19 protein-coding genes and 1 tRNA gene are annotated in these 21,324 nt (G+C 65.5%); 17 read left to right on the forward strand and 3 right to left on the reverse strand.

Features of this window, described 5'->3' with window-relative positions; all coding sequences use genetic code 11:
• Nucleotides 1-167: 167 nt before the first annotated feature.
• The 3 genes from AB0L63_RS28830 to AB0L63_RS28840 form a co-directional block, all read right to left on the reverse strand.
• Nucleotides 168-240 (reverse strand) — tRNA-Arg (locus AB0L63_RS28830).
• Between the two features lie 128 nt (nucleotides 241-368).
• Nucleotides 369-1,097 (reverse strand): DUF305 domain-containing protein, encoded by a 729-nt coding sequence (locus AB0L63_RS28835; RefSeq protein WP_364507000.1) that lies wholly within the window; start codon nucleotides 1,095-1,097, stop codon nucleotides 369-371.
• Nucleotides 1,098-2,024, reverse strand: coding sequence for a DUF3105 domain-containing protein (locus AB0L63_RS28840; RefSeq protein ID WP_364507064.1), 927 nt, complete (start codon nucleotides 2,022-2,024; stop codon nucleotides 1,098-1,100).
• Nucleotides 2,025-2,136: 112 nt separating this feature from the next.
• Between AB0L63_RS28840 and argS the strand changes: the two genes are divergently transcribed.
• The 17 genes from argS (at nucleotide 2,137) to atpA (ending at nucleotide 21,198) form a co-directional block, all read left to right on the forward strand.
• Entirely contained in the window at nucleotides 2,137-3,795 is a 1,659-nt protein-coding gene (gene argS, locus AB0L63_RS28845) for an arginine--tRNA ligase (RefSeq protein WP_364507003.1), read from the forward strand.
• An 81-nt stretch (nucleotides 3,796-3,876) separates the two neighbouring features.
• On the forward strand, nucleotides 3,877-5,295 hold the full coding sequence (gene lysA / locus AB0L63_RS28850; RefSeq protein WP_364507006.1) for a diaminopimelate decarboxylase: 1,419 nt from the start codon (nucleotides 3,877-3,879) through the stop codon (nucleotides 5,293-5,295).
• Nucleotides 5,292-6,701: a homoserine dehydrogenase gene (locus AB0L63_RS28855; protein WP_364507009.1), complete on the forward strand. Its 1,410-nt coding sequence runs from the start codon at nucleotides 5,292-5,294 to the stop codon at nucleotides 6,699-6,701. The genes lysA and AB0L63_RS28855 overlap by 4 nt, the downstream gene beginning before the upstream one ends.
• 23 nt (nucleotides 6,702-6,724) lie before the next feature.
• Entirely contained in the window at nucleotides 6,725-7,846 is a 1,122-nt protein-coding gene (gene thrC / locus AB0L63_RS28860; RefSeq protein WP_364507067.1) for a threonine synthase, read from the forward strand.
• 25 nt (nucleotides 7,847-7,871) lie between these two features.
• Nucleotides 7,872-8,828 (forward strand): homoserine kinase, encoded by a 957-nt coding sequence (thrB, locus tag AB0L63_RS28865; protein ID WP_364507069.1) that lies wholly within the window; start codon nucleotides 7,872-7,874, stop codon nucleotides 8,826-8,828.
• Between the two features lie 344 nt (nucleotides 8,829-9,172).
• On the forward strand, nucleotides 9,173-11,176 hold the full coding sequence (gene rho, locus AB0L63_RS28870; RefSeq protein ID WP_364507011.1) for a transcription termination factor Rho: 2,004 nt from the start codon (nucleotides 9,173-9,175) through the stop codon (nucleotides 11,174-11,176).
• 769 nt (nucleotides 11,177-11,945) lie between these two features.
• The gene (gene rpmE, locus AB0L63_RS28875; RefSeq protein WP_062982643.1) at nucleotides 11,946-12,176 is read left to right on the forward strand and encodes a 50S ribosomal protein L31; all 231 of its coding nucleotides are present in this window, start codon (nucleotides 11,946-11,948) and stop codon (nucleotides 12,174-12,176) included.
• 84 nt (nucleotides 12,177-12,260) lie between these two features.
• Nucleotides 12,261-13,331, forward strand: a complete 1,071-nt coding sequence (gene prfA, locus AB0L63_RS28880) for a peptide chain release factor 1 (protein ID WP_364507013.1) — start codon at nucleotides 12,261-12,263, stop codon at nucleotides 13,329-13,331.
• Between the two features lie 14 nt (nucleotides 13,332-13,345).
• Nucleotides 13,346-14,236, forward strand: coding sequence for a peptide chain release factor N(5)-glutamine methyltransferase (prmC, locus tag AB0L63_RS28885; protein WP_364507015.1), 891 nt, complete (start codon nucleotides 13,346-13,348; stop codon nucleotides 14,234-14,236).
• A 65-nt stretch (nucleotides 14,237-14,301) separates the two neighbouring features.
• Nucleotides 14,302-14,967, forward strand: coding sequence for an L-threonylcarbamoyladenylate synthase (locus tag AB0L63_RS28890; protein ID WP_364507018.1), 666 nt, complete (start codon nucleotides 14,302-14,304; stop codon nucleotides 14,965-14,967).
• 40 nt (nucleotides 14,968-15,007) lie between these two features.
• The gene (locus AB0L63_RS28895) at nucleotides 15,008-16,150 is read left to right on the forward strand and encodes an MraY family glycosyltransferase (protein ID WP_364507021.1); all 1,143 of its coding nucleotides are present in this window, start codon (nucleotides 15,008-15,010) and stop codon (nucleotides 16,148-16,150) included.
• A 100-nt stretch (nucleotides 16,151-16,250) separates the two neighbouring features.
• The gene (locus tag AB0L63_RS28900) at nucleotides 16,251-16,706 is read left to right on the forward strand and encodes a hypothetical protein (protein ID WP_364507023.1); all 456 of its coding nucleotides are present in this window, start codon (nucleotides 16,251-16,253) and stop codon (nucleotides 16,704-16,706) included.
• Nucleotides 16,707-16,950: 244 nt separating this feature from the next.
• Complete coding sequence (gene atpB / locus AB0L63_RS28905) at nucleotides 16,951-17,799, forward strand: F0F1 ATP synthase subunit A (RefSeq protein WP_364507025.1); 849 nt, start codon at nucleotides 16,951-16,953, stop codon at nucleotides 17,797-17,799.
• A gap of 72 nt (nucleotides 17,800-17,871) precedes the next feature.
• Entirely contained in the window at nucleotides 17,872-18,120 is a 249-nt protein-coding gene (locus tag AB0L63_RS28910; protein ID WP_364507028.1) for an ATP synthase F0 subunit C, read from the forward strand.
• 7 nt (nucleotides 18,121-18,127) lie between these two features.
• Nucleotides 18,128-18,685 carry a F0F1 ATP synthase subunit B gene (locus AB0L63_RS28915; RefSeq protein ID WP_364507031.1) on the forward strand — a complete coding sequence of 186 codons (558 nt, stop codon included), beginning with the start codon at nucleotides 18,128-18,130 and terminating at the stop codon, nucleotides 18,683-18,685.
• Between the two features lie 19 nt (nucleotides 18,686-18,704).
• The gene (locus AB0L63_RS28920; protein ID WP_364507034.1) at nucleotides 18,705-19,511 is read left to right on the forward strand and encodes a F0F1 ATP synthase subunit delta; all 807 of its coding nucleotides are present in this window, start codon (nucleotides 18,705-18,707) and stop codon (nucleotides 19,509-19,511) included.
• 49 nt (nucleotides 19,512-19,560) lie between these two features.
• On the forward strand, nucleotides 19,561-21,198 hold the full coding sequence (gene atpA / locus AB0L63_RS28925; protein ID WP_364507037.1) for a F0F1 ATP synthase subunit alpha: 1,638 nt from the start codon (nucleotides 19,561-19,563) through the stop codon (nucleotides 21,196-21,198).
• Nucleotides 21,199-21,324 lie beyond the last annotated feature (126 nt).

Raw genomic sequence — 21,324 nt, forward strand, 5'->3', positions numbered from 1 at the left:
GAAGCAAGCACTGGTTCATGCTCGCTCCCCCCGGCCAACCCAGCCACCACGGTTGGGGTCCTGGGGCAACGCCCGCCGGGCGGGCTGTGGGGGTTGCACCCCCACAAAACACGACAAAACGAACAACGGCTCATGTTCTCTGTGAGCATGAGCCGTTGTGAGTGGAGTGCCCTCGGCAGGATTCGAACCTGCGGCCTTCTGCTCCGGAGGCAGACGCTCTATCCCCTGAGCTACGAGGGCGGGATAGTTCTCGAACGGCGCCGGTGAAGGCGGCCGATCGGGCGGGGCCAAGCGTATCGCATTGCGGGGCGTCCGCCAAAAAGTGTGTCGGGCCGGGGAGTTTCGATCCGCCGGCCCGACGCGATGGATCAGTTCAGCGGCAGTGGCGTCGCGTTGCGGGCGGTCAGCATGGTGGTGATGAGTTGGGCTTCGCCCTGCTGGGTGGTCGCCATGGTGGCGGCCAAAGTGCGTACCGCAGTGGTTTCGGCATGCTGGGCGCCGTATTCGATCATGGAGAATCCGCCCTGGTGGTGGCGCAGCATCAGCTGCAGGAACATCGTGTCCAGGGCAGACCCGGTGGCCTGACGCAGCGCGGTCAGTTCCGCGGTGGTGGCCATGCCCGGCATGGCAGCCGATGGGCCGGAGGACATGGTGTGGTCGGCGCCGGAATGCGAATGGCCCGACTGTTCGGTCATCCAGCCCATATAGCCGTCGACATTCTGATTCGGCTTACCCCACATCTGCAGCCAGCCCTGTAGCCGGCCGATCTGCCCCTGCTGGGTGGTCAGAATGTCGTAGGCCAGCCTGCGCACGTCGTTATCGGCGGAACCGATGAGCGCGATACCGGCCATTTCGACGGCCTGCGCATGGTGCGCCGACATGTCCTGGCTGAATCCGATATCGACCGCGCTGGGATCGGGTTCACCATTGCTGTCCAGCGGCAGCCGGGCCAGTACGCCGACGGCGAAGCCGATCAGCAGGATGCCGATCGCGCCGAGCACCAGCAGCGGCGTGCGCTGTCGCCGCGCCTGCGCACCCAAACCCGCGGAATCGCCTGCCACGTCCGGCTCGATCTCGATCTCGGTATCCACGGGCATCTACTGACCTTCCGTCGGCTGGGTCGGAATCCCAGTGGGCACACCGGGGATATTCGGCACACCCGGAATGTTCGGCATCCCCGGAATATTCGGCATACCGGGCAGACCGCCCGCGGCGCCGCCGAGTTCGGTCGTGTCCTGGGTCAAGCCCTTACCGTCCATCGGCACCGCATCCGGTCCGGGCGGCGTCGGGTCGTACGGCGTCGGGTTGTTCGCGTCGAACGCCGGATTCGAGCAGCTCGCGCCCACCTCGGGGTAGACGTACGCGTTCTCGCGCAAGGCGGTGATGAACTGGTTGATCCGCTTGTCGTCGGCGCTGTCCAGCTTCAGCTGATGCCCCCAGGATTGCAGCGTTATCGGCGATGTCAGAGCCGGGAACGGCGACATCAACGTGAACGGCTTACCTTCGACCTTCTGCGCGAGCGTGTCGATGCCCGCCGCGTCGACCTTGTCGGGGTTGTAGGCGATCCACACCGCACCGTGCTCGAGTGAATGCACCGCGTTCTCCAGCCGGATCGGCTTGCTGTAGACCACACCCATGCAGTTCGCCCAGACCTGATCGTGCGGCCCACCGAACGGCGGGGTCTGGTCATACGCGACGCGCTGCGTGCCCGAGACATGTAGTCCGGCCGGATAGTCCTTCTTGACCACTCCGGCGATCTGATCCGACGGATCCTTCTGCTGCGCGCTCGGTGTGAATTTCTCGAGTTCGGCTTTGTCTCGATACTTCGGCACCAGGCTGAACGCGAGCGCACCGATCAATGCGATGATCACCACGGCGGCTCCGATGACCAGCCAGGGGATCTGGCGCTTCTTCAACGGACCTTTGCCCACCGGGACGTTGCCGTCGCTTTTTTTCCGCGACGGTGCGACCTTGCCCGCGGCCCGGACGGCCTTGGCCGATTTGGCGCTCGTGCTGCTCGGCATAGCTTGCTGTGCTCTTTCCACGTATTTATCCACAGTGCCGGGTCGTTGCGGAGGGCTCCGCCGAGGTGCCCACTCGAGGCGTACACCTGCCCAGACCATAGGATAGAGACTCGTGACTCCAGCTGACCTTGCAGATCTCCTTCGCGCCACCGCGGCGAAGGTGCTTGTCGAACGTGGACTGGACCCGACGGTCCTGCCCGACGAGGTCAATGTGGAGCGCCCTCGTAATCCGGAACATGGCGACTATGCCACGAATCTGGCCATGCAGGTAGGTAAGAAGGCCGGAACGAATCCGCGCGAGTTGGCGACCTGGCTGGCCGCGGCGCTGGCCGACACGGATGGCATCGCTGCCGCCGAGGTCGCCGGTCCCGGCTTCCTCAACATCCGACTCGCCGCCTCCGCGCAGGGCGCGATCCTGCAACAGGTATTGACCGCGGGCGCGGCCTACGGTACCTCGGGCACCCTGCGGGGCACCCGGATCAATCTGGAATTCGTATCGGCCAATCCGACCGGTCCGGTGCATCTCGGCGGCACCCGCTGGGCTTCCGTCGGTGATGCGCTCGGCCGCATTCTGGCCGCGCAGGGTGCCGACGTGACCCGCGAGTACTACTTCAACGACCACGGCGCGCAAATCGACCGCTACGCCAAATCCCTGGTCGCCGCCGCAACCGGCGCGCCGACTCCGGAGAACGGCTACGCAGGCGAATATATCGGCGAGATCGCCGCCAAGATCGTGGCCGCGCATCCGGAGGCGCTGACCCTGTCGGAGAGCCAGCAGCTCGAACTGTTCCGTGCCGAGGGTGTCGAGTTGATGTTCGCCCATATCAAGGAATCGCTGCACGAATTCGGCACCGACTTCGATGTGTACTTCAACGAGAGTTCGTTGTTCGAATCCGGTGCGGTCGAAGCGGCCGTCGCCCAGCTCAAGGATTCCGGCGACCTCTACGAAAAGGACGGGGCCTGGTGGATCGCCAGTTCCGAATACGGTGACGATCAGGACCGCGTCGTTCTCAAAAGCGATGGCAATGCCGCCTATATCGCCGGTGATATCGCTTATTTCCAGAACAAGCGTTCGCGCGGCTTCGACCTGTGCATCTACATGCTCGGTGCGGACCATCACGGCTATATCGGCCGGTTGAAGGCCGCCGCTGCCGCCTTCGGCGACGATCCGGCCACCGTCGAGGTACTTATCGGGCAGATGGTGAATCTCGTCAAAGACGGCGTGGCCGTGCGGATGTCCAAGCGTGCGGGCACTGTGGTGACCCTCGACGACTTGGTCGAGGCCATCGGTGTCGATGCCTCCCGATACTCGCTGGTGCGCAGCTCGGTGAACTCGAGCATCGATATCGATTTGAACCTGTGGACCAGCCAGAGCAACGAAAACCCGGTCTACTACGTGCAATACGCGCACGCCAGGACCGCGTCCATCGCCCGCAACGCGGCCGAATTCGAATATGACACGGTGACACCGGATTTCGCTCTGCTCACCGCCGATGAAGAGGGCGAGCTCATCCGCACCATCGGCGAATACCCACGCACCGTGGCCAGTGCCGCGAGCCTGCGCGAACCGCACCGCGTCGCACGGTATCTGGAGGAACTGGCCGGCACCTACCACCGGTTCCAGACCAATAAGAACCTGCGCGTACTGCCCCTCGGCGACGAACCCGTTACGCCGACCAATGCCGCCAGGCTGGCCCTGGCCAATGCCACCCGTCAGGTGCTGAGCAATGGCCTCGGGCTGCTCGGCGTGAGTGCACCGGAGCGTATGTAGAGTGAGTGAGCGCAGCGAACGAATCATCGGCACAGTGCCTCGGGTGGTCACGACGGAGCCGGGTGTCAGCGAGGCGCAGTCGTGAGCGTCCATCCTGCCGGTCCTCGGCACGCCGAAATCCCACACGCACCCAGCCTTGCCGAGCGTCCGAGCGATCCCGAGCAGATGATCGATCTGCCCGCGAATGTCTGGCCGCGCAACGCTTCTCGCGATGCCGATGGGGTCGTGCACCTAGCCGGTGTGCCCGTGCGTGAGCTCGCCGAGCAGTTCGGCACCCCGTTGTTCGTGGTCGACGAAGACGACTTCCGTTCCCGCTGCCGCGATATGGTCGCCGCCTTCGGCCCGGACGCCCGAGTGCACTACGCCTCCAAGGCATTCCTGTGCAGTGAGATCGCCCGCTGGATCCGTGACGAGGGCCTTTCCCTCGATGTCTGCTCCGGCGGCGAACTGGCCGTCGCACTGCATGCGGGCTTCCCGGCGAACCGAATCGCATTGCACGGCAACAATAAATCGACCGCCGAGCTGGCGGCTGCGGTCGAGGCGGGCGTCGGTCATGTAGTGGTCGACTCGCTCATCGAGATCGAGCGCCTCGAGGCCATCGCGGGCCGTGCCGGGGTGGTGCAGGATGTGCTCGTCCGCGTCACCGTCGGCGTGGAAGCCCATACCCACGAATATATTTCGACCGCGCACGAGGATCAGAAGTTCGGTTTCTCGATCGCCGGCGGCGATGCCATGGAGGCGCTCGCCCGAGTCTTCGAGGCCGATAATCTCCGACTCGTCGGTCTGCACAGTCATATCGGTTCGCAGATCTTCGAAATCGATGGTTTCGAGATCGCCGCGCGTCGCATGCTCGGCCTGCTCCGCGAGGCCATCGATAGGTTCGGCATCGAGCGCACCGCGCAGATCGCCACGCTGGATCTCGGTGGCGGACTTGGTATTTCGTATCTGCCCCAGGACGATCCGCCGCCGCTCGACGAATTCGCGGCGAGCCTGCGCAAGCTGGTCGCCACCGAGGCGAGCCGCGCCGGACTGCTCGAGCCGAAGATCGCCGTTGAACCCGGCCGCGCCATTGCGGGACCGGGCACCGTCACCCTCTACGAGGTCGGCACCATCAAGGACGTATCGCTCGACGGCGGACTGCGTAGGCGCTATATCAGCGTCGACGGCGGCATGAGTGACAACATCCGCCCCGCGCTGTATCAGGCCGACTACGACTGCCGGTTGGTCTCGCGCTCCTCCGACGCTGAGCCCGTGGTCGCCCGGGTCGTCGGAAAGCATTGCGAAAGTGGGGATATCGTCATCCGCGATACGTGGATGCCCGCCGATGTCGGCCCCGGTGATCTGGTCGCCGTCGCCGCGACCGGCGCGTACTGCTACGCGATGTCCAGCCGGTACAACCAGCTGACTCGTCCGGCGGTCGTCGCGGTGCGGGGCGGCGTACCGCGACTCATTCTGCGCCGGGAAACGGTGGCGGATCTGCTCAGCCTGGAGGTGCAATGAACTCAGTATCGCGCAGCGATTCCATCCCGGGCGGTGGTCGCGCGACGGATGGGCCCGACGCTGCGAAGTTCGGCGTATGGGCAACCGATCGTCCGATCGGAGTCGCGGTCCTCGGGATGGGCAATGTCGGGACCGAGGTGGTGCGCATTCTGCGCGACCACGCCGACGACCTGCGTGCGCGTGTCGGCGCGCCGGTTGTGCTGCGTGGTGTCGCCGTGCGCAACTCGGACGCCGACCGTGGCATCCCGGCTGAATTGCTGACTACCGATGCCGACGCGCTGGTCGCCCGTGACGATGTCGATCTGGTGGTCGAGGTTATCGGCGGCATCGATCCGGCCCGCCGCCTCATCCTGGCCGCGCTCAACGCGGGCAAATCCGTGGTGACCGCCAATAAGGCCCTGCTGGCCGACTACACCGGTGAACTGGCCGCCGCCGCCGAGCGCAATCGCGCCGACCTGTATTTCGAGGCCGCCGTCGCGGGCGCGATCCCGGTGGTGCGCCCGCTGATCCAGTCGCTGTCCGGTGACCGGGTGAACAAGGTCGTCGGCATCGTCAACGGCACCACCAACTTCATCCTCTCCGCGATGGACGAGACCGGCGCCGACTACGGGGACACCCTCCAAGAGGCCACCCGCCTCGGCTACGCGGAGGCCGATCCGACCGCCGACGTCGAGGGTTACGACGCCGCCGCCAAGGCAGCGATCCTGGCCTCGCTGGCCTTCCATACCCGGGTGACCGCGGCCGATGTGTACCGCGAGGGCATTTCCAAGATCACCGCCGAGGATCTGGAGACGGCCTCCGCGCTGGACTGCACGGTCAAACTGCTCGCCATCTGCGAGCGGGTCGCCGCGGGTCCGGGCGAACCGGGTCCGGAGGAGGGCGGCAAGGAGCGCGTCTCGGTGCGTGTCTACCCGGCCCTCATACCGCGCAAGCACCCTTTGGCCGCGGTCACCGGCGCGTTCAACGCGGTGGTCGTTGAGGCGGAGAACGCCGGCCGGCTGATGTTCTACGGCCAGGGCGCCGGCGGTGCGCCGACGGCCTCCGCGGTACTCGGCGATCTGGTGATGGCAGCGCGCAACAAGTTCTTCGGTGGGCGTGCTCCGGGTGAGTCGGTTTATGCTGAGCTACCGATCGCGCCGATCGGCGATACGCCCACGCGTTACCACGTGAACCTGCAGGTCGCGGACCGACCCGGGGTGCTGGCCAAGGTGGCGGGCGAGTTCGCCAACCATGAGGTGAGCATCTCCACGGTCCGTCAGGAAGGACATGGCGCGGGTGCGCGCTTGGTCGTGGTCACCCACCACGCGTCGGAGTCGGCGCTCGCGGACACCGTCGCCGCCTTGGCGGAAATGGAATCCGTCACATCCGTGACCAGCGTTCTGAGATTGGAAGGCACCAACGAATGACAACTGCATCGCGCAGCGATTCGATGAGGGGTGGAGGTCGGGCGACGGGTGTGCGTACGACTGGCATTGCGCCGCAGGCAGGGGTGCACTCCCGGTGGCCCGGCCTGATCGCCGCATACCGCGATCGGCTGGCCGGCGCCGCCGACTGGGAGCCGGTCACCCTCTACGAGGGCGGCACTCCGCTGGTGCCCGCACCGCATCTGTCCCAGCTGACCGGATGTGATGTCTATCTCAAGGTGGAGGGCCTGAACCCGACCGGATCCTTCAAGGACCGCGGGATGACCATGGCCATCACCGACGCGAAGTACCGCGGCCAGCAGGCGGTGCTGTGCGCGTCCACCGGCAACACCTCGGCGTCGGCCGCGGCCTATGCGACCCGGGCCGGAATGAGCTGTGCGGTGCTGATTCCGCAAGGCAAGATCGCCATGGGCAAGCTGGCCCAGGCCGTTATGCTCGGCGCGAAGATCATCCAGGTCGACGGCAACTTCGACGACTGTCTCGAACTGGCGCGCAAGGTCACCGCGGAATTCCCGACCGTCGGGCTGGTGAATTCGGTGAATCCAGCCCGCATCGAGGGCCAGAAGACGGCCTCGTTCGAGATCTGCGACGTGCTCGGCAAGGCACCCGACGTGCACGCCCTTCCGGTGGGCAATGCGGGCAATATCACCGCCTACTGGCGCGGCTACCGCGAGTACTACGCCGACGGCATCACCACCGGGCTGCCGCGCATGCTCGGCGTGCAGGCCGCGGGTGCCGCGCCGCTGGTCAACGGTGCCCCGGTCAAGGATCCCGAGACCATCGCGACCGCCATCCGGATCGGTGCGCCCGCGTCCTGGAACGGCGCGGTGGAGGCCAAGGAGCAGTCCGGTGGCGCCTTCCGCGCCGCCACCGACGCGCAGATCCTGGAGGCGTACCGACTGGTCGCCGCGACCGAGGGGGTTTTCGTCGAGCCCGCGTCGGCGGCCAGCATCGCCGGCCTGCTCGCCGCGCGCAAGGAGGGTTGGCTGGATTCCGGTCTGACCGTCGTGTGCACGGTGACCGGTAACGGCCTCAAGGATCCGGATAACGCGCTCGCGGGAATGCCTCAGGTGCAGGCGATTCCGGTCGACCCGATCGCGGTCGCCCACGAACTCGAGCTGGCCTGAGTTGAATTCGCGCGAAAGCCAGCTGATGACCAGGACGCTGCCCGCCGGTCTGTCCGTGACCGCGCGGGTGCCCGCGTCCAGTGCCAACCTCGGCCCCGGATTCGATTCGCTCGGTATGGCTTTGGGCATCTACGACGAGATCGAGGTGCGCACTACCGATTCCGGCCTTTCCATCCGAGTCGAGGGTGAGGGTGCCGACGATGTGCCTTGGGGCCCTTCACATCTCGTGGTGCGGGCGATCGAGCGCGGCCTAGAGGCGGCGGGCGTCTGGGCCGATGGTCTCGATGTGGTGTGCCGCAACGTGATTCCGCATTCGCGTGGTCTGGGTTCGTCGGCTTCGGCGGTGGTCGGCGGGCTTGCCGCGGGCTGTGGTCTTGCGACGAAACTGGATCCGGCGTTGGCCACCGGTAGTGACCAATTGGTCCAGCTCGCATCGGAATTCGAAGGTCATCCGGACAATGCCGCGGCCAGCGTGCTCGGTGGAATCGTGGTGTCCTGGACCGAAACCGCTGCGGACGCCGGCAACGACGGCGCCGCGGCGACCGATCACGGCCGCGTCTACCGCGCCGTGCGCCTGGATCCGCATCCGACCCTGCGTCCGGTGGTGCTGATCCCCGAGGAGCGCTCATCGACCGCACATACCCGCGGACTGTTGCCCGAGGTCGTGCCGCACGGTGATGCCGCGTTCAATGTCAGCCGCGCCGCACTCGCGGTCGTCGCCCTGACACAACGCCCTGACCTGCTGCTGCCCGCGACGGTCGATCGTCTGCATCAGATCCAGCGCGCACCCGCACTCCCACTGACCACATCCTGGATCGCCCGGCTGCGGGCAGCCGGGATCGCGGCCACGGTCTCCGGCGCCGGACCGACCGTACTGGCCTTGGGTACCAGCGATTTCCCCGCCGAACTCCGGCAACTCGCGGCCATCGACGGGCTCCGCGTGGTCGAACCGGGACTCGCGGAAGGCGTCCAGGTCCACTGACGGCGCGCCTGCCTTGCCGAGGTTCTAGGTTGCCAGCTATCCTGAGCACGTCCGTACATCGTGCGCATCAGACGCCGGTGCTTCATCAGGGCAATCGCTCCAGCAGGCTCCAGGCTCGAGCCTCCAGGCCATGGGGGTGCTGCGTAGCTGCGCAACTGGAATGATCTCTCCCACCTTTCGGGAACTGGTGGCGAAGCCGCCGGTCCGGCGGGGCAGGTGATACGGCAAAAGCGCCGGTCCGAGCTGTGTGTTCGGCCCTCGCATCCGAGTCCGGCACAACGCCCGGACTGCGGGACGAAACCCTCGAAACAGCAAACGGCAGTCGAGGGAAGGAAAGGATTTCCGTGACAGATACGGACCTGCTCGCGACACCCGGGGTCGATTCCAACCCGGCTGGGAACCGCGAAAGTGACTCCGGACAGATTTCGAAGATGAGCGAACAAACCGACGTCGCACGATCGGGGCTGACTGGAATGTTGTTGCCGCAGTTGCGCGCGCTCGCGGGGGAGCTCGGTATCCGAGGCACCTCTGGAATGCGCAAGGGCGATTTGATCGCCGCCATCAAGGAAAATCAGGCCGGAAAATCGGCGAAGGCGGAAAAGCCCGCGCGTGGCGAGGTGAAGTCCGACGCGGACGCCGCCAAGGCGGCGCCGGCGAAGGCCGAGCAGGGCACCCTCGACGTGGCGCCTGCCGCTCCCGCTCCGGCGAAGCAAGCCCAGGCCAAGGACGCTCCGGCGAAACAGGCTGTCGCGAAGGAGGCCGTCGCCGAATCTGCCGCGCCGAAGACCGCCGAGAAGTCGGCCGAGCCGAAGTCCGATCAGGCGCAGGCCGAGGCGGCCGCGCCCGTGGAGACCACCGAGGATTCCGGTCGCGAGGGCGGTCAGCGCGGTCGCGGCAGGCAGCGTCGCGGTCGTGACCAGGCGCGCGCCGCCGGCGATGCGGCCCAGGGCGAGGCCCGAAGTGACGAGCCCAAGCAGGAGCCGGAGCAGGGCGAACGTCGCCGCGAGCGCAACCAGAACGGCAATGCCAACGGCGGCCGCGGTGGCGAGGGCGGCGGCCGCAGTGAGGCCGGCCGTGGCGGTGACGAGGACGAGGGCGGTCGTGGCCGGCGGGGACGCCGGTTCCGGGAACGTCGTCGTGGTCGCGACCGCGACGGTGGCGCCGGTGGCGGCGAGACCCGCGAGCTCGAGATCCGCGAGGACGATGTCCTGCAGCCGGTCGCGGGAATTCTTGATGTGCTGGACAACTACGCCTTCGTGCGCACCTCCGGCTACCTGGCCGGTCCGAACGACGTCTACGTCTCGATGAACCTGGTCCGCAAGAACGGCCTGCGCCGCGGTGACGCGATCACCGGTGCGGTGCGCGCCCCGCGCGACGGTGAGCAGAGCAACCAGCGCCAGAAGTTCGATCCGCTGGTGCGCCTGGATACGGTCAACGGCGGTGAGGTCGAGGCGGCCAAGCGGCGCCCCGAATTCGCCAAGCTCACCCCGCTGTACCCGAATCAGCGTCTGCGCCTGGAGACCCAGCCGAACAAGCTGACCACGCGCGTCATCGACCTGATCATGCCGATCGGTAAGGGCCAGCGCGCCCTGATCGTCTCCCCGCCCAAGGCCGGTAAGACGACGATCATGCAGGACATCGCGAACGCCATCGCCATCAACAACCCGGAGGTCTACCTCATGGTTGTGCTGGTCGACGAGCGTCCGGAAGAGGTCACCGATATGCAGCGTTCGGTGAAGGGCGAGGTCATCGCCTCGACCTTCGATCGTCCGCCGTCAGACCACACCTCGGTCGCCGAACTGGCCATCGAGCGCGCCAAGCGCTTGGTGGAAATGGGCAAAGACGTTGTGGTGCTGCTCGACTCGATCACTCGGTTGGGCCGCGCGTACAACAACTCCTCGCCCGCCTCGGGCCGCATCCTCTCCGGTGGTGTCGACTCGACCGCGCTGTACCCGCCCAAGCGGTTCCTCGGCGCGGCGCGCAATATCGAGAACGGTGGCTCGCTCACCATCATCGCGACGGCGATGGTCGAGACCGGTTCCACCGGTGACACGGTGATCTTCGAGGAGTTCAAGGGCACCGGTAACGCCGAACTCAAGCTGGACCGCAAGATCGCGGAGCGGCGCGTGTTCCCCGCGGTCGACGTCAACCCGTCCGGCACGCGTAAGGACGAGCTACTGCTCAGCCCCGATGAGGCGGCGGTGCTGCACAAGTTGCGCCGCGTACTGTCTGGCCTGGACTCGCATCAGGCGATCGATCTGCTGATCGACCGCCTGAAGAAGTCCAAGAACAACCTCGAGTTCCTGATGCAGGTCAGCAAGACCGCGCCGGGCGCGCTCGACGAATGAGTGAACGGGGACTCCGCACAGGCGGGGTCCCCGTACTTTTTGCGCATACTTCACAACTGATTTCGTGCGCACATGGGCAACTCGTCCGGGATATCCAGCGCTGAAGTCCGCTGTCGGCCGCCGGGCCGCAACGGTAGTTTCTACGCGCACGACATCCGGCAAAGGGGTGGCGCGGGAGCGCCCTTTCGGCGTTGTCGGGCTGAAGAACGCGAGACCGATGCCGGCCGCGCCCGCGATCATGAAGGCCAGGATGATCGCCGTCGTGGCGGCCGGGCTACCGGTGTGCGCGGAGGTAGTGGCAGGGTCGAACTGTGCGGCAGTGGGCTTCGCGTACGCGTAGGTGTCCGGGCGATCCGGAACGGTGAACCAGCCGACCGCGACAGTGAGAATCAACGAAACGAAGACCGCCAGTGCAACGCGGCTGTTCACAGGGTTCTCCTTTCTGTCTTGGCATGCCGATGTGCTCAGGCCCAAAACTCTATGAACAGCGGTGTTCGTATTTACGAGTAGCGCACTACCCGAATTGAGGGTGCGGTAAGAACACGATCAACGCGTGCCAGTAGTTCAATTGGCAATAGGGCTCGGGGACTACCCAGGGGGCGGGAACAAACCGGCCATCGGGGGCGTTTTGGGAGCGTAACCGCCGTTCTGGCATACTGAACGGTCGTTGCGTCTGCTCAGTTGAGCAGGCCTCCCGCCTAAGTCGGCTCCGGTTCACGTCCTCGCGATATGCGCGGGCGACCCGGCGGCCAATATCGAGAGGACATCCATGAAGGCAGGAATTCACCCGGCGTATGTCGAGACCACGGTCGTCTGTGGTTGTGGCAACACCTTCCAGACTCGCAGCACCAAGGAGTCGGGACACATCACCGTCGAGGTCTGCTCGCAGTGCCACCCGTTCTACACCGGCAAGCAGAAGATTCTCGACACCGGTGGTCGCGTGGCCCGCTTCGAGGCTCGCTACGGCAAGCGTGCCGGCAAGAAGGCCGACGCAAAGTAGCTTCCTCGCCGACGCCCGGTCCTGCGCTGCAGGCCGGGCGTCGGCGCTTTTGTGTGGCCAGTACGGAAAAAGAGAGGAAGCACCGTGACGCAACCGTCCGCGATCGATGACATTCTGGCCGAGCACGCGGGCTTGGAGACGCAGCTCGCCGATCCGGCGCTGCACAGCGATCCGGGTGCCGCGCGCCGGGTCGGCAAGCGGTTCGCCGAGCTGGCCCCGATCATGGCCACCTACAACAAGCTGAAGTCCACGCGCGAGGATCTCGCCGCCGCACAGGAACTCGCGGCCGACGACGCCTCCTTCGCCGCCGAAGTGCCCGGCCTGGAACAACAGGTCGTCGAGCTGGAGCAGACCCTCGCGGATCTACTCGCCCCGCGTGACCCGCACGACGGTGACGATGTGGTGCTCGAAGTGAAATCCGGTGAGGGCGGCGAGGAATCGGCGCTGTTTGCCTCGGATCTGGCCCGCATGTACGTCCGCTACGCCGAGCGGCATGGCTGGAAGGTCGAGATTCTCGATGTGAACATCTCCGACCTGGGCGGCTACAAGGATGCGACCATTTCCATCAAGAGCCGCGACGCCGCGCGCGACGGTGTCTGGTCCCGTTTCAAATTCGAGGGCGGCGTGCACCGCGTTCAGCGGGTTCCGGTGACCGAATCGCAGGGCCGCATCCATACCTCGGCGGCCGGTGTGCTGATCTACCCGGAGCCCGACGAGGTCGAAGAGGTACAGATCGACGAATCGGATCTGCGCATCGACGTCTACCGTTCCTCCGGCAAGGGCGGCCAGGGCGTCAACACCACCGACTCCGCGGTCCGCATCACCCACCTGCCCTCGGGCATCGTGGTGACCTGCCAGAACGAGCGCTCCCAGCTGCAGAACAAGGCCCGCGCCATGCAGGTGCTCGCGGCTCGGCTGCAGGCGCTCGCCGAAGAGCAGGCCGATCAGGAAGCCGCCGCGGGCCGGGCCTCCCAGATCCGCACCGTGGACCGCTCCGAGCGCATCCGTACCTACAACTTCCCGGAGAACCGCATTACCGATCACCGCATCGGCTTCAAGGCGCACAACCTCGACGCTGTACTCGACGGTGATATGGACGCACTCCTGGATGCCCTCGGCAAGGCGGATCGCGAAGCCCGAATGGCCGCGGAGTAAAGGCGGACGAGCCAATGACGCGTGTGGCCTTGCGACCTGCCATCAACCAGGCGGTCGAAACATTGCGGATGGCAGGCGTGCACAGTCCGCAGGCCGACGCCGAAACGTTGGCGGCCCATCTGCTGGCTGTCGAGCGGACCAGGCTGGCGCTGACCCCGCTGGTCGCGCCGGAGCTACTCGAGGACTATCGCGCACTGGTGGCCCGGCGTGCGCAGCGAATTCCCTTACAGCACCTGACCGGTATCGCGGCGATCGGCGAGATCGAACTCGCGATCGGGCCAGGCGTTTTCGTCCCGCGTCCCGAGACCGAGCTGCTGTTCGCTTGGGCCCTGGCGCAATTGGAAGCACTGCCGCACGATCACCCGCCGCTCGTCGTTGATCTGTGCACCGGTTCCGGCGCGCTCGCACTTGCCATTGCCCAGGCCCGTCCGGATGCCGATGTGCACGCGATCGACATCGATCCAGCGGCTCTGCAATGGGCGCGCCGCAATGCCGACCTGCGCATTGCCGAGGGCGACACCGCGATCACCCTCTACGCCGACGATGTCACCGACGCGAATCTGCTCACCGAACTGAACGGCAAAGTCGATCTGGTCGTCGCCAATCCGCCGTATATCCCCGAAGGCGCCGAACTCGATCCCGAGGTCGCCGATCACGATCCGCATCTGGCCCTTTTCGGCGGTCCGGACGGACTGGATGTCATCCGTCGGATGATTCCCACCATCACCCGGCTGCTGCGTCCCGGCGGCTCCTGCGCCATCGAGCACGACGACACCAACGGCTCCGAACTCGCCGCTCTGCTGGCCGAACAGGGTGACTTCACCGATGTCGTCGAGCATCCGGACCTCGCGGGTAAGCCCCGCTTCGTCGCCGCAACCCGCGGTCGATCCGACTCGACTCGGTAGTCACCGGATGGAACCAACCCCCGCCGATAGTGGAATCGCGTGGCACGCGTGACAGGATGGTGGCCGTGAGTACCGTCTACGACTGCGCGGATCCCGACTCGCGCGCCGCCGGACTGACCGCGGCCACCACTGCCCTGAAATCCGGACGTCTGGTCGTAATGCCGACCGATACCCTGTACGGTCTGGCCGCCGACGCGTTCGATGCCACCGCGGTGAGCGATCTACTCGCCGCCAAGCGGCGTGGTCGCGATATGCCGGTACCGGTGCTGGTCGGCTCCTGGCACACCATCGACGGTCTGGTGTTCTCGGTGCGCCCACAGGCCCGCGAGTTGATCCGGGCATTCTGGCCCGGTGGGCTGAGTCTTGTTGTGCAGCAGGCGCCTTCGCTCGCTTGGGACCTCGGTGACACCCGTGGCACGGTCATGCTGCGGATGCCGCTGCACCCGGTCGCGCTGGAACTGCTACGCGAGGTCGGCCCGCTTGCGGTCTCTAGTGCCAATGTCTCCGGACAGCCCCCGGCCAAAACCGCCGCCGAGGCCCGCGATCAGCTCGGTGATCTGGTCGGCGTCTATCTCGACGGCGGTCCGGCCGAACATGCGGTCGCGTCCACCATCGTCGACCTCACTGCGGATCAGCCCCGGATCCTGCGTGCGGGCGCGGTACCGGTCGGCGATATCGCCGATGTGCTCGGAATGCTCCCGGAGGCGCTGACCAGCGTCGCGACGCGGTGACCTCGGGACCCAGTGATCGTATGGTGGATCAGATAATCGGATGATCGGTTCGAGTGCGGTAGTTCCTTTGCGCGAGCTGCTGCTCGTGCTTCTCATCTCGGGCACGGTGACCTTCCTGGCCACCGGCGGAATTCGGGTGCTCGCCATCGCCTTCGGCGCGGTGGCCGTACCGCGCGAGCGCGATGTGCACGTCAAGCCGATTCCGCGCATGGGCGGCGTCGGCATGTATATCGGAGTGGTCGCGGCTGTACTGTTCGCACACCAATTGCCCGCGCTGCGAAGAGGTTTCGACTATGCGCCGGATATTCCGGCCGTGCTGGTCGCGGCCACGCTCATCGTGCTCGTCGGTATCGTCGACGACCGCTGGGGCCTGGATGCGCTGACCAAATTCGCGGGTCAGGTCACCGCCGCCGGTGTGATGGCGGTCATGGGCCTGAGCTGGTACGTCATCTACAACCCGTTCAACGACACGACTGTGGTGCTGGACGCACTGCAGGGCGGTCTGGTCACGGTCGGCATCACGGTGACCCTCGTCAACGCGATGAATTTCGTCGACGGACTCGACGGTCTCGCGGCTGGGCTGGGCCTGATCTGCGCGGGCGCGGTCTTCGTCTTCACCGTCGGCCTGCTCTACAACCAGGGCGGTTCGGTCGACACCTATCCGCCCGCCTTGCTCGCCGCGGCGCTCGCGGGCGCCTGTATGGGATTTCTGCCACACAACTTTTCCCCCGCCCGGATATTCATGGGCGATTCCGGTTCGATGTTGATCGGGCTCATGCTGGCCGCGGTGTCGACGGGTGCCTCGGGCCGAATCAATTTGGCGGGCTACGGACCTCGCGACATCGTCGGTCTGCTTTCGCCGCTGCTGCTGGTCGGTGCGGTGATGTTCATTCCGGTGTTGGATCTGCTGTTGGCGATCGTGCGCCGGGTTCGGGCCGGTGTGAGTTTCTCGACACCGGACAAAATGCACCTGCACCATCGGCTGTTGCAGATCGGACATTCGCATCGTCGCGTTGTGCTGGTGATCTATTTATGGGTCGGCGTGCTCGCCTTCGGTGCCGTCGGGACTTCGCTGATCCATGATCGTCGGATTGTGGTGTTGATGATGGCGGGCGGGCTGGTTTTCGCACTGGTGGTGACCGCGATACCGGGCCTGCGCCGCAAGGAGCCCGCGGATTCGTAAAGCAAGGCCCAGGTAAAGTTCAGGTCGTGAGCGAGCAAAGCGAGCGAACCATGAACACAGCGTCCGGAACGACGGAGCTGCGCGCCAGCGAGGCGCAGTCGTGAGTCTCATCAACCCCGTCCCCGGTCCCGATGCTCCGCTGAAGTCGGCGCTGCGCTACGGCGTGATCGGTTTGGCCGTGTTGGTGGTGCTCTCGGTGGCCATCGCCTCCGCCGTCGCGGGCTTGGCCGGACTCTGGGGAGCACTGCTCGGCGCGGCCATCGGCGGCGGCTTCATTCTGACTACCGCGGCGGTGGTGCTGTTCGGCGCGAAGCTGCCGCCGAGCACTGCTGGCCTGGTCATGTTGGTAAGTTGGGTAGGCAAGCTGCTGGTCGCGATGATCGTGATCGCGGTGCTGCAGCGGTTCGACTTCTACGACCGGATGGCACTGTTCCTGACCGTCGTCGGGTCCTTGCTCATCGTGCTCGGCGCGGAGACGTATGGTGTTCTGCGACAGAAGGTTCCGTACGTCAACGTACCGACCGGTGAGTCCGATTTGCCTTCTGCGGAGCAATAATCGCCCCCAGCTACACGTTGTCGTAGATAACTTGGTAAAGTCTTGGTAAGCAAGCGACCAAGCGAGGGGGGATCACCGAGATCTCGCCAGGTGGCGCTATGCTTACTGCCGTACCGGGCCCCCAGAGGTTCCGGTTCTGCATGTCGACGAATGTCGCCGACACTACGTACAGACGCCCATGCGGATTACCGCACAGCTGCTGACGAATTTTCGAGCCGACCTGAGTCGACCCAATTGATCGTCAATGTCCGATCGAACCGCGGGAATGACCGTACCCGCGGCCCGAACACGGGAGAGAACGCTGAGCGTCACCACTTTGGCGGGCGAGTTCCACGCGCCATCGCTGTCCGACTTCTTCCCTCCAGCCTTGCTGTTCGAGGGTACGCCGTTCGAACTCGACCGTTTGATGCTCATCCGGCTGTTGATGACCGCCGTGCTGGTGCTCGTCATGGTGCTGGCATTCCGCAATCCGCGCATCGTCCCGCGCGGTCTACAGAACATCGCCGAAACCGGTTTGGTCTTCGTCAAGGATCAGATCTGTGATGAGGTGCTCGGCAAAGAATCCGGTCGCAAGTACCTCCCGTTGATCGCGACGATCTTCTTCGCGGTTCTCTTTCTCAACTTCTCCGGCATCATTCCGGGGCTGAACATCTCGTCGAACGCCCGAATCGGCATGCCGCTGGTGCTGGCCCTCATCGCGTACCTCGCGTTCAACTTCGTGGGTATCAAGAAGTACGGGTTCGTCACCTACATGCGCAGCAGCATCGTCGTTCCGAATGTTCCGCCCGCATTGCACGTGTTGCTGATTCCGATCGAGTTCATTTCGACGTTCATCCTGCGTCCGTTCACGCTGACCGTCCGACTCATGGCGAATATGTTGGCCGGCCACATCCTGCTGGTGCTGTTCTTCAGCGCCACCTGGTTCTTCCTGTTCGACGCCGTGGCCTGGATGAAGGTGTTCTCACCGTTCTCGCTGCTGGCCGGACTCGGGTTCACGCTGTTCGAAATGCTGGTCATCTTCCTGCAGGCCTACGTTTTCGCCCTGCTGACCGCCGTTTACATCGGACTCGCGCAACACGCTGACTCGCACTGACCGAACTACTACCGGATACCTGCTACACCGCGCCGACCGGCGGGTGAGCAACAGAAAGGGAATGGAAGACTCATGAGCCTCGCGTACCTGGCCCAGGAAGCCGCGACCACGTCGGAGAAGTTCAAGGGCTTCGGCGCCATCGGCTACGGCCTGGCCGCCATCGGCCCGGGCATCGGCGTGGGCATCGTCGTCGGCAAGGCCATCGAGGGTATGGCCCGTCAGCCCGAACTGATGGGCACCATCCGTACCAACATGTTCCTCGGTATCGCGTTCACCGAGGCCCTAGCGATGCTCGGCCTCGTGGCCGGCTTCATTTTCTGAGACTGGCATGAGCACGTTTTCTATGCTCGCCGCGGAGGGGGAGGACATCAATCCTCTCCTCCCCGAGACCTACGACATTGTCTGGTCGGTGGTCTGCATTGCAATCATCGGCGTCATTTTCTACAAGTACGTCATCCCGCGGCTCATCAAGGTGTTGGATGAACGTACGGACAAGATCGAGGGTGGACTCCAGCGGGCCGAGGCCGCGCAGGAAGAAGCCCAGCTGACGCTGCAGCAGTACCAGCAGCAGTTGGCCGACGCCCGGCTGGAGGCCGCACGCATCCGTGAGGACGCACGGGCCCAGGGCCAACAGATCCTCGCGCAGATGCGCGCGGAAGCCCAGGCCGAAAGCGACCGTATCGTCGCCGCCGGTCAGAGCCAGCTGGAAGCTCAGCGCCAGCAGATCCTGACCGAGCTGCGCGCCGAAGTCGGCAGAACTGCCGTCGATTTGGCCGAAAAGATTATCGGACAGTCGGTTTCGGACGAAGCTAAGCAAGCGGCATCGATCGACCAGTTCCTGTCCGAACTCGATCAGTCGAATGTCGGCATCGGGGTCGGAAGGTAGCGACGCGAAAGTGAGAAGCATGTACGCAGCGAGCCGCGAGGCAAGCTCCCGGGCACGGGAGGCGCTTCGGGCCGCTCTGACCGGAAGCGACAGTGTTGCGGCCACGACGGGGTCGGAACTGTTCGCCGTTGTCGCCGTGCTGGATGACCAGCGTTCGCTGCGTGTTGCGCTCGCGGACGTGTCGGTGCCCGGCTCGGTGCGCGCCGAACTCAGCGAGCGGGTCTTCAGCGGCAAGGTCAGCCCCGCCACCCTGGCGGTGCTGACCACCGCGGTGGCCCAGAACTGGTCGCGCACCGCCGACTTGGTCGACACCCTGGTGTTGCTCGGCCAGGAGGCGTTGCTGGAGTCCGCCGCGGACAGCGGACGACTCGGGGCGGTCGAGGACGAATTGTTCCGGCTGGGCCGGATCATCGGCGACAATCCCGAACTGGAGCAGGCACTTTCTGATCGTGCGAAGCCCGCGGCGGCCAAGCGCGAACTGATCGACCGGCTGCTCGCGGGCAAGACCGAGACCATCACCCGGACCCTCGCGGACCAGGTGGTCACCCGGTCGACGAATATCGGCGGCGCGTTCGGCGAGCTGTCCGATCTCGCGGCCGCGCGGCGCGACCAGATCGTCGCGCATGTGCGTGCCGCGGTCGCGCTGACCGACCAGCAGCGTGACCATCTCGGGGCGTCGTTGCAGCGCATCTACGGCAAGCCCGTCACGGTGCACGTGCAGGTCGATCCGAGTCTGCTGACCGGCGTGGTGGTGCGGGTCGGCGACGACCTGATCGACGGTAGCGCCACCGGCCGCTTGGAACGGCTGCGTCGGGCTCTGGCCTGACGACCCACCTCCCCCGACATTCTGACCAGACAGCGAGAGCAGGAAGACTATGGCGGAGCTGACGATCTCCACCGATGAGATCCGTAGCGCGATCGAGAGCTACACCCAGAGCTACACCCCGGAAACCTCCATCGAAGAAGTCGGTGTCGTCACCGACACCAGCGACGGCATCGCGCATGTCAGCGGCCTGCCCTCGGCGATGGCCAATGAATTGCTCGAGTTCCCGGGTGGTGTGCTCGGCGTCGCGCTGAACCTCGAGGACCGTGAGATCGGTGCGGTCATCCTCGGCGAGTTCGCGGAGATCGAAGAGGGCCAGCAGGTTCGCCGCACCGGCGATGTGCTGTCGGTCCCCGTCGGTGACAAGTTCCTCGGCCGCGTGGTCAACCCGCTCGGCCAGCCGATCGACGGCCTCGGCGAGATCGATGCCGAAGAGCAGCGCGTGCTGGAGCTGCAGGCCGCGACCGTGCTGCAGCGGCAGCCGGTCGAGGAGCCGCTGGCCACCGGCATCACCGCCATCGACGCCCTGACCGCCATCGGTCGTGGTCAGCGTCAGTTGATCATCGGTGACCGCAAGACCGGTAAGACCGCGGTCTGCATCGACGCGATCCTGGCGCAGAAGGCGAACTGGGAAACCGGCGACCCGTCCAAGCAGGTCCGCTGCATCTACGTCGCGATCGGTCAGAAGGGTTCCACCATCGCGGGCGTGAAGACCGCGCTGGAATCGCACGGTGCGATGGAATACACCACCATCGTCGCAGCCCCCGCCTCGGACTCGGCGGGCTTCAAATGGCTTGCGCCCTACACCGGTTCGGCGATCGGCCAGCACTGGATGTACCAGGGCAAGCACGTCCTGATCGTGTTCGACGACCTGACCAAGCAGGCCGAGGCGTACCGCGCCATCTCACTGCTGCTGCGTCGTCCGCCGGGCCGCGAGGCCTACCCGGGTGACGTCTTCTACCTGCACTCGCGCCTGCTGGAGCGTTGCGCGAAGCTGTCCGATGAGATGGGCGCCGGCTCGATGACGGGTCTGCCGATCATCGAGACCAAGGCCAACGACATCTCGGCGTTCATCCCGACCAACGTCATCTCCATCACCGACGGCCAGGTCTTCCTCGAGTCCGACCTTTTCAACAAGGGTGTCCGTCCGGCGATCAACGTCGGTACCTCGGTCTCCCGTGTCGGTGGCGCCGCCCAGACCAAGGGCATGAAGAAGGTCGCCGGTTCGCTGCGTCTGGAAATGGCGCAGTACCGCGAGCTGGAGGCGTTCTCCGCCTTCGCCTCCGACCTCGACGCCGCCTCCCTCGCACAGCTGGAGCGCGGTGCCCGCTGGGTCGAGCTGCTCAAGCAGGACCAGTACTCGCCGGTTCCGGTCGAGGACCAGATCGTCTCGATCTTCCTGGTCGACGCCGGCTACTTCGACTCGGTTCCGGTTGCTGACATCCGTCGCTTCAACGCCGAACTGCTCGAGGATCTGCACCGCAGCGCGGCCGACGCCTTCAAGTCGATCGCGGGCGGCAAGGTTCTCGACACCGAGAACGGCGATGCCATCAAGGCGGCCACCGACAAGTTCAAGCAGGGCTTCCTCGCTTCCGACGGTTCGCGTGTCGTGAACGAAGCCGCCGCCGGTGAGCTCGATCACGAAGAGGTCGAATCGCTGTCGGTAACCCGCAAGCACGTCGAGAAGTAATCGAGCTGGCTGATGCGCTATTGGATCCGCAGCATGAGCGACGGGCACGGAGGAGGCTCGCGTAACCGCGTCGTGCCCCGCGAATGCTGCAAATCAGATGCCGCGAATGAAGGGAGTGTGAACCGC

Source organism: Nocardia sp. NPDC051990 (assembly GCF_040680755.1).
Classification (GTDB): Bacteria; Actinomycetota; Actinomycetes; order Mycobacteriales; family Mycobacteriaceae; genus Nocardia.

Excerpts from the sequence above, each read along its gene's own strand:
- AB0L63_RS28915 (WP_364507031.1), top strand. The coding sequence starts at position 18,128 with ATGAGCACGTTTTCTATGCTCGCCGCGGAGGGGGAGGACATCAATCCT.
- atpA (WP_364507037.1), top strand. The coding sequence starts at position 19,561 with ATGGCGGAGCTGACGATCTCCACCGATGAGATCCGTAGCGCGATCGAG.
- rpmE (WP_062982643.1), top strand. The coding sequence starts at position 11,946 with ATGAAGGCAGGAATTCACCCGGCGTATGTCGAGACCACGGTCGTCTGT.
- AB0L63_RS28840 (WP_364507064.1), bottom strand. The coding sequence starts at position 2,024 with ATGCCGAGCAGCACGAGCGCCAAATCGGCCAAGGCCGTCCGGGCCGCG.
- AB0L63_RS28835 (WP_364507000.1), bottom strand. The coding sequence starts at position 1,097 with ATGCCCGTGGATACCGAGATCGAGATCGAGCCGGACGTGGCAGGCGAT.
- thrB (WP_364507069.1), top strand. The coding sequence starts at position 7,872 with ATGACCAGGACGCTGCCCGCCGGTCTGTCCGTGACCGCGCGGGTGCCC.
- AB0L63_RS28855 (WP_364507009.1), top strand. The coding sequence starts at position 5,292 with ATGAACTCAGTATCGCGCAGCGATTCCATCCCGGGCGGTGGTCGCGCG.
- prmC (WP_364507015.1), top strand. The coding sequence starts at position 13,346 with ATGACGCGTGTGGCCTTGCGACCTGCCATCAACCAGGCGGTCGAAACA.
- AB0L63_RS28910 (WP_364507028.1), top strand. The coding sequence starts at position 17,872 with ATGAGCCTCGCGTACCTGGCCCAGGAAGCCGCGACCACGTCGGAGAAG.
- thrC (WP_364507067.1), top strand. The coding sequence starts at position 6,725 with ATGAGGGGTGGAGGTCGGGCGACGGGTGTGCGTACGACTGGCATTGCG.
- atpB (WP_364507025.1), top strand. The coding sequence starts at position 16,951 with ATGTCCGATCGAACCGCGGGAATGACCGTACCCGCGGCCCGAACACGG.
- AB0L63_RS28920 (WP_364507034.1), top strand. The coding sequence starts at position 18,705 with ATGTACGCAGCGAGCCGCGAGGCAAGCTCCCGGGCACGGGAGGCGCTT.
- AB0L63_RS28895 (WP_364507021.1), top strand. The coding sequence starts at position 15,008 with ATGATCGGTTCGAGTGCGGTAGTTCCTTTGCGCGAGCTGCTGCTCGTG.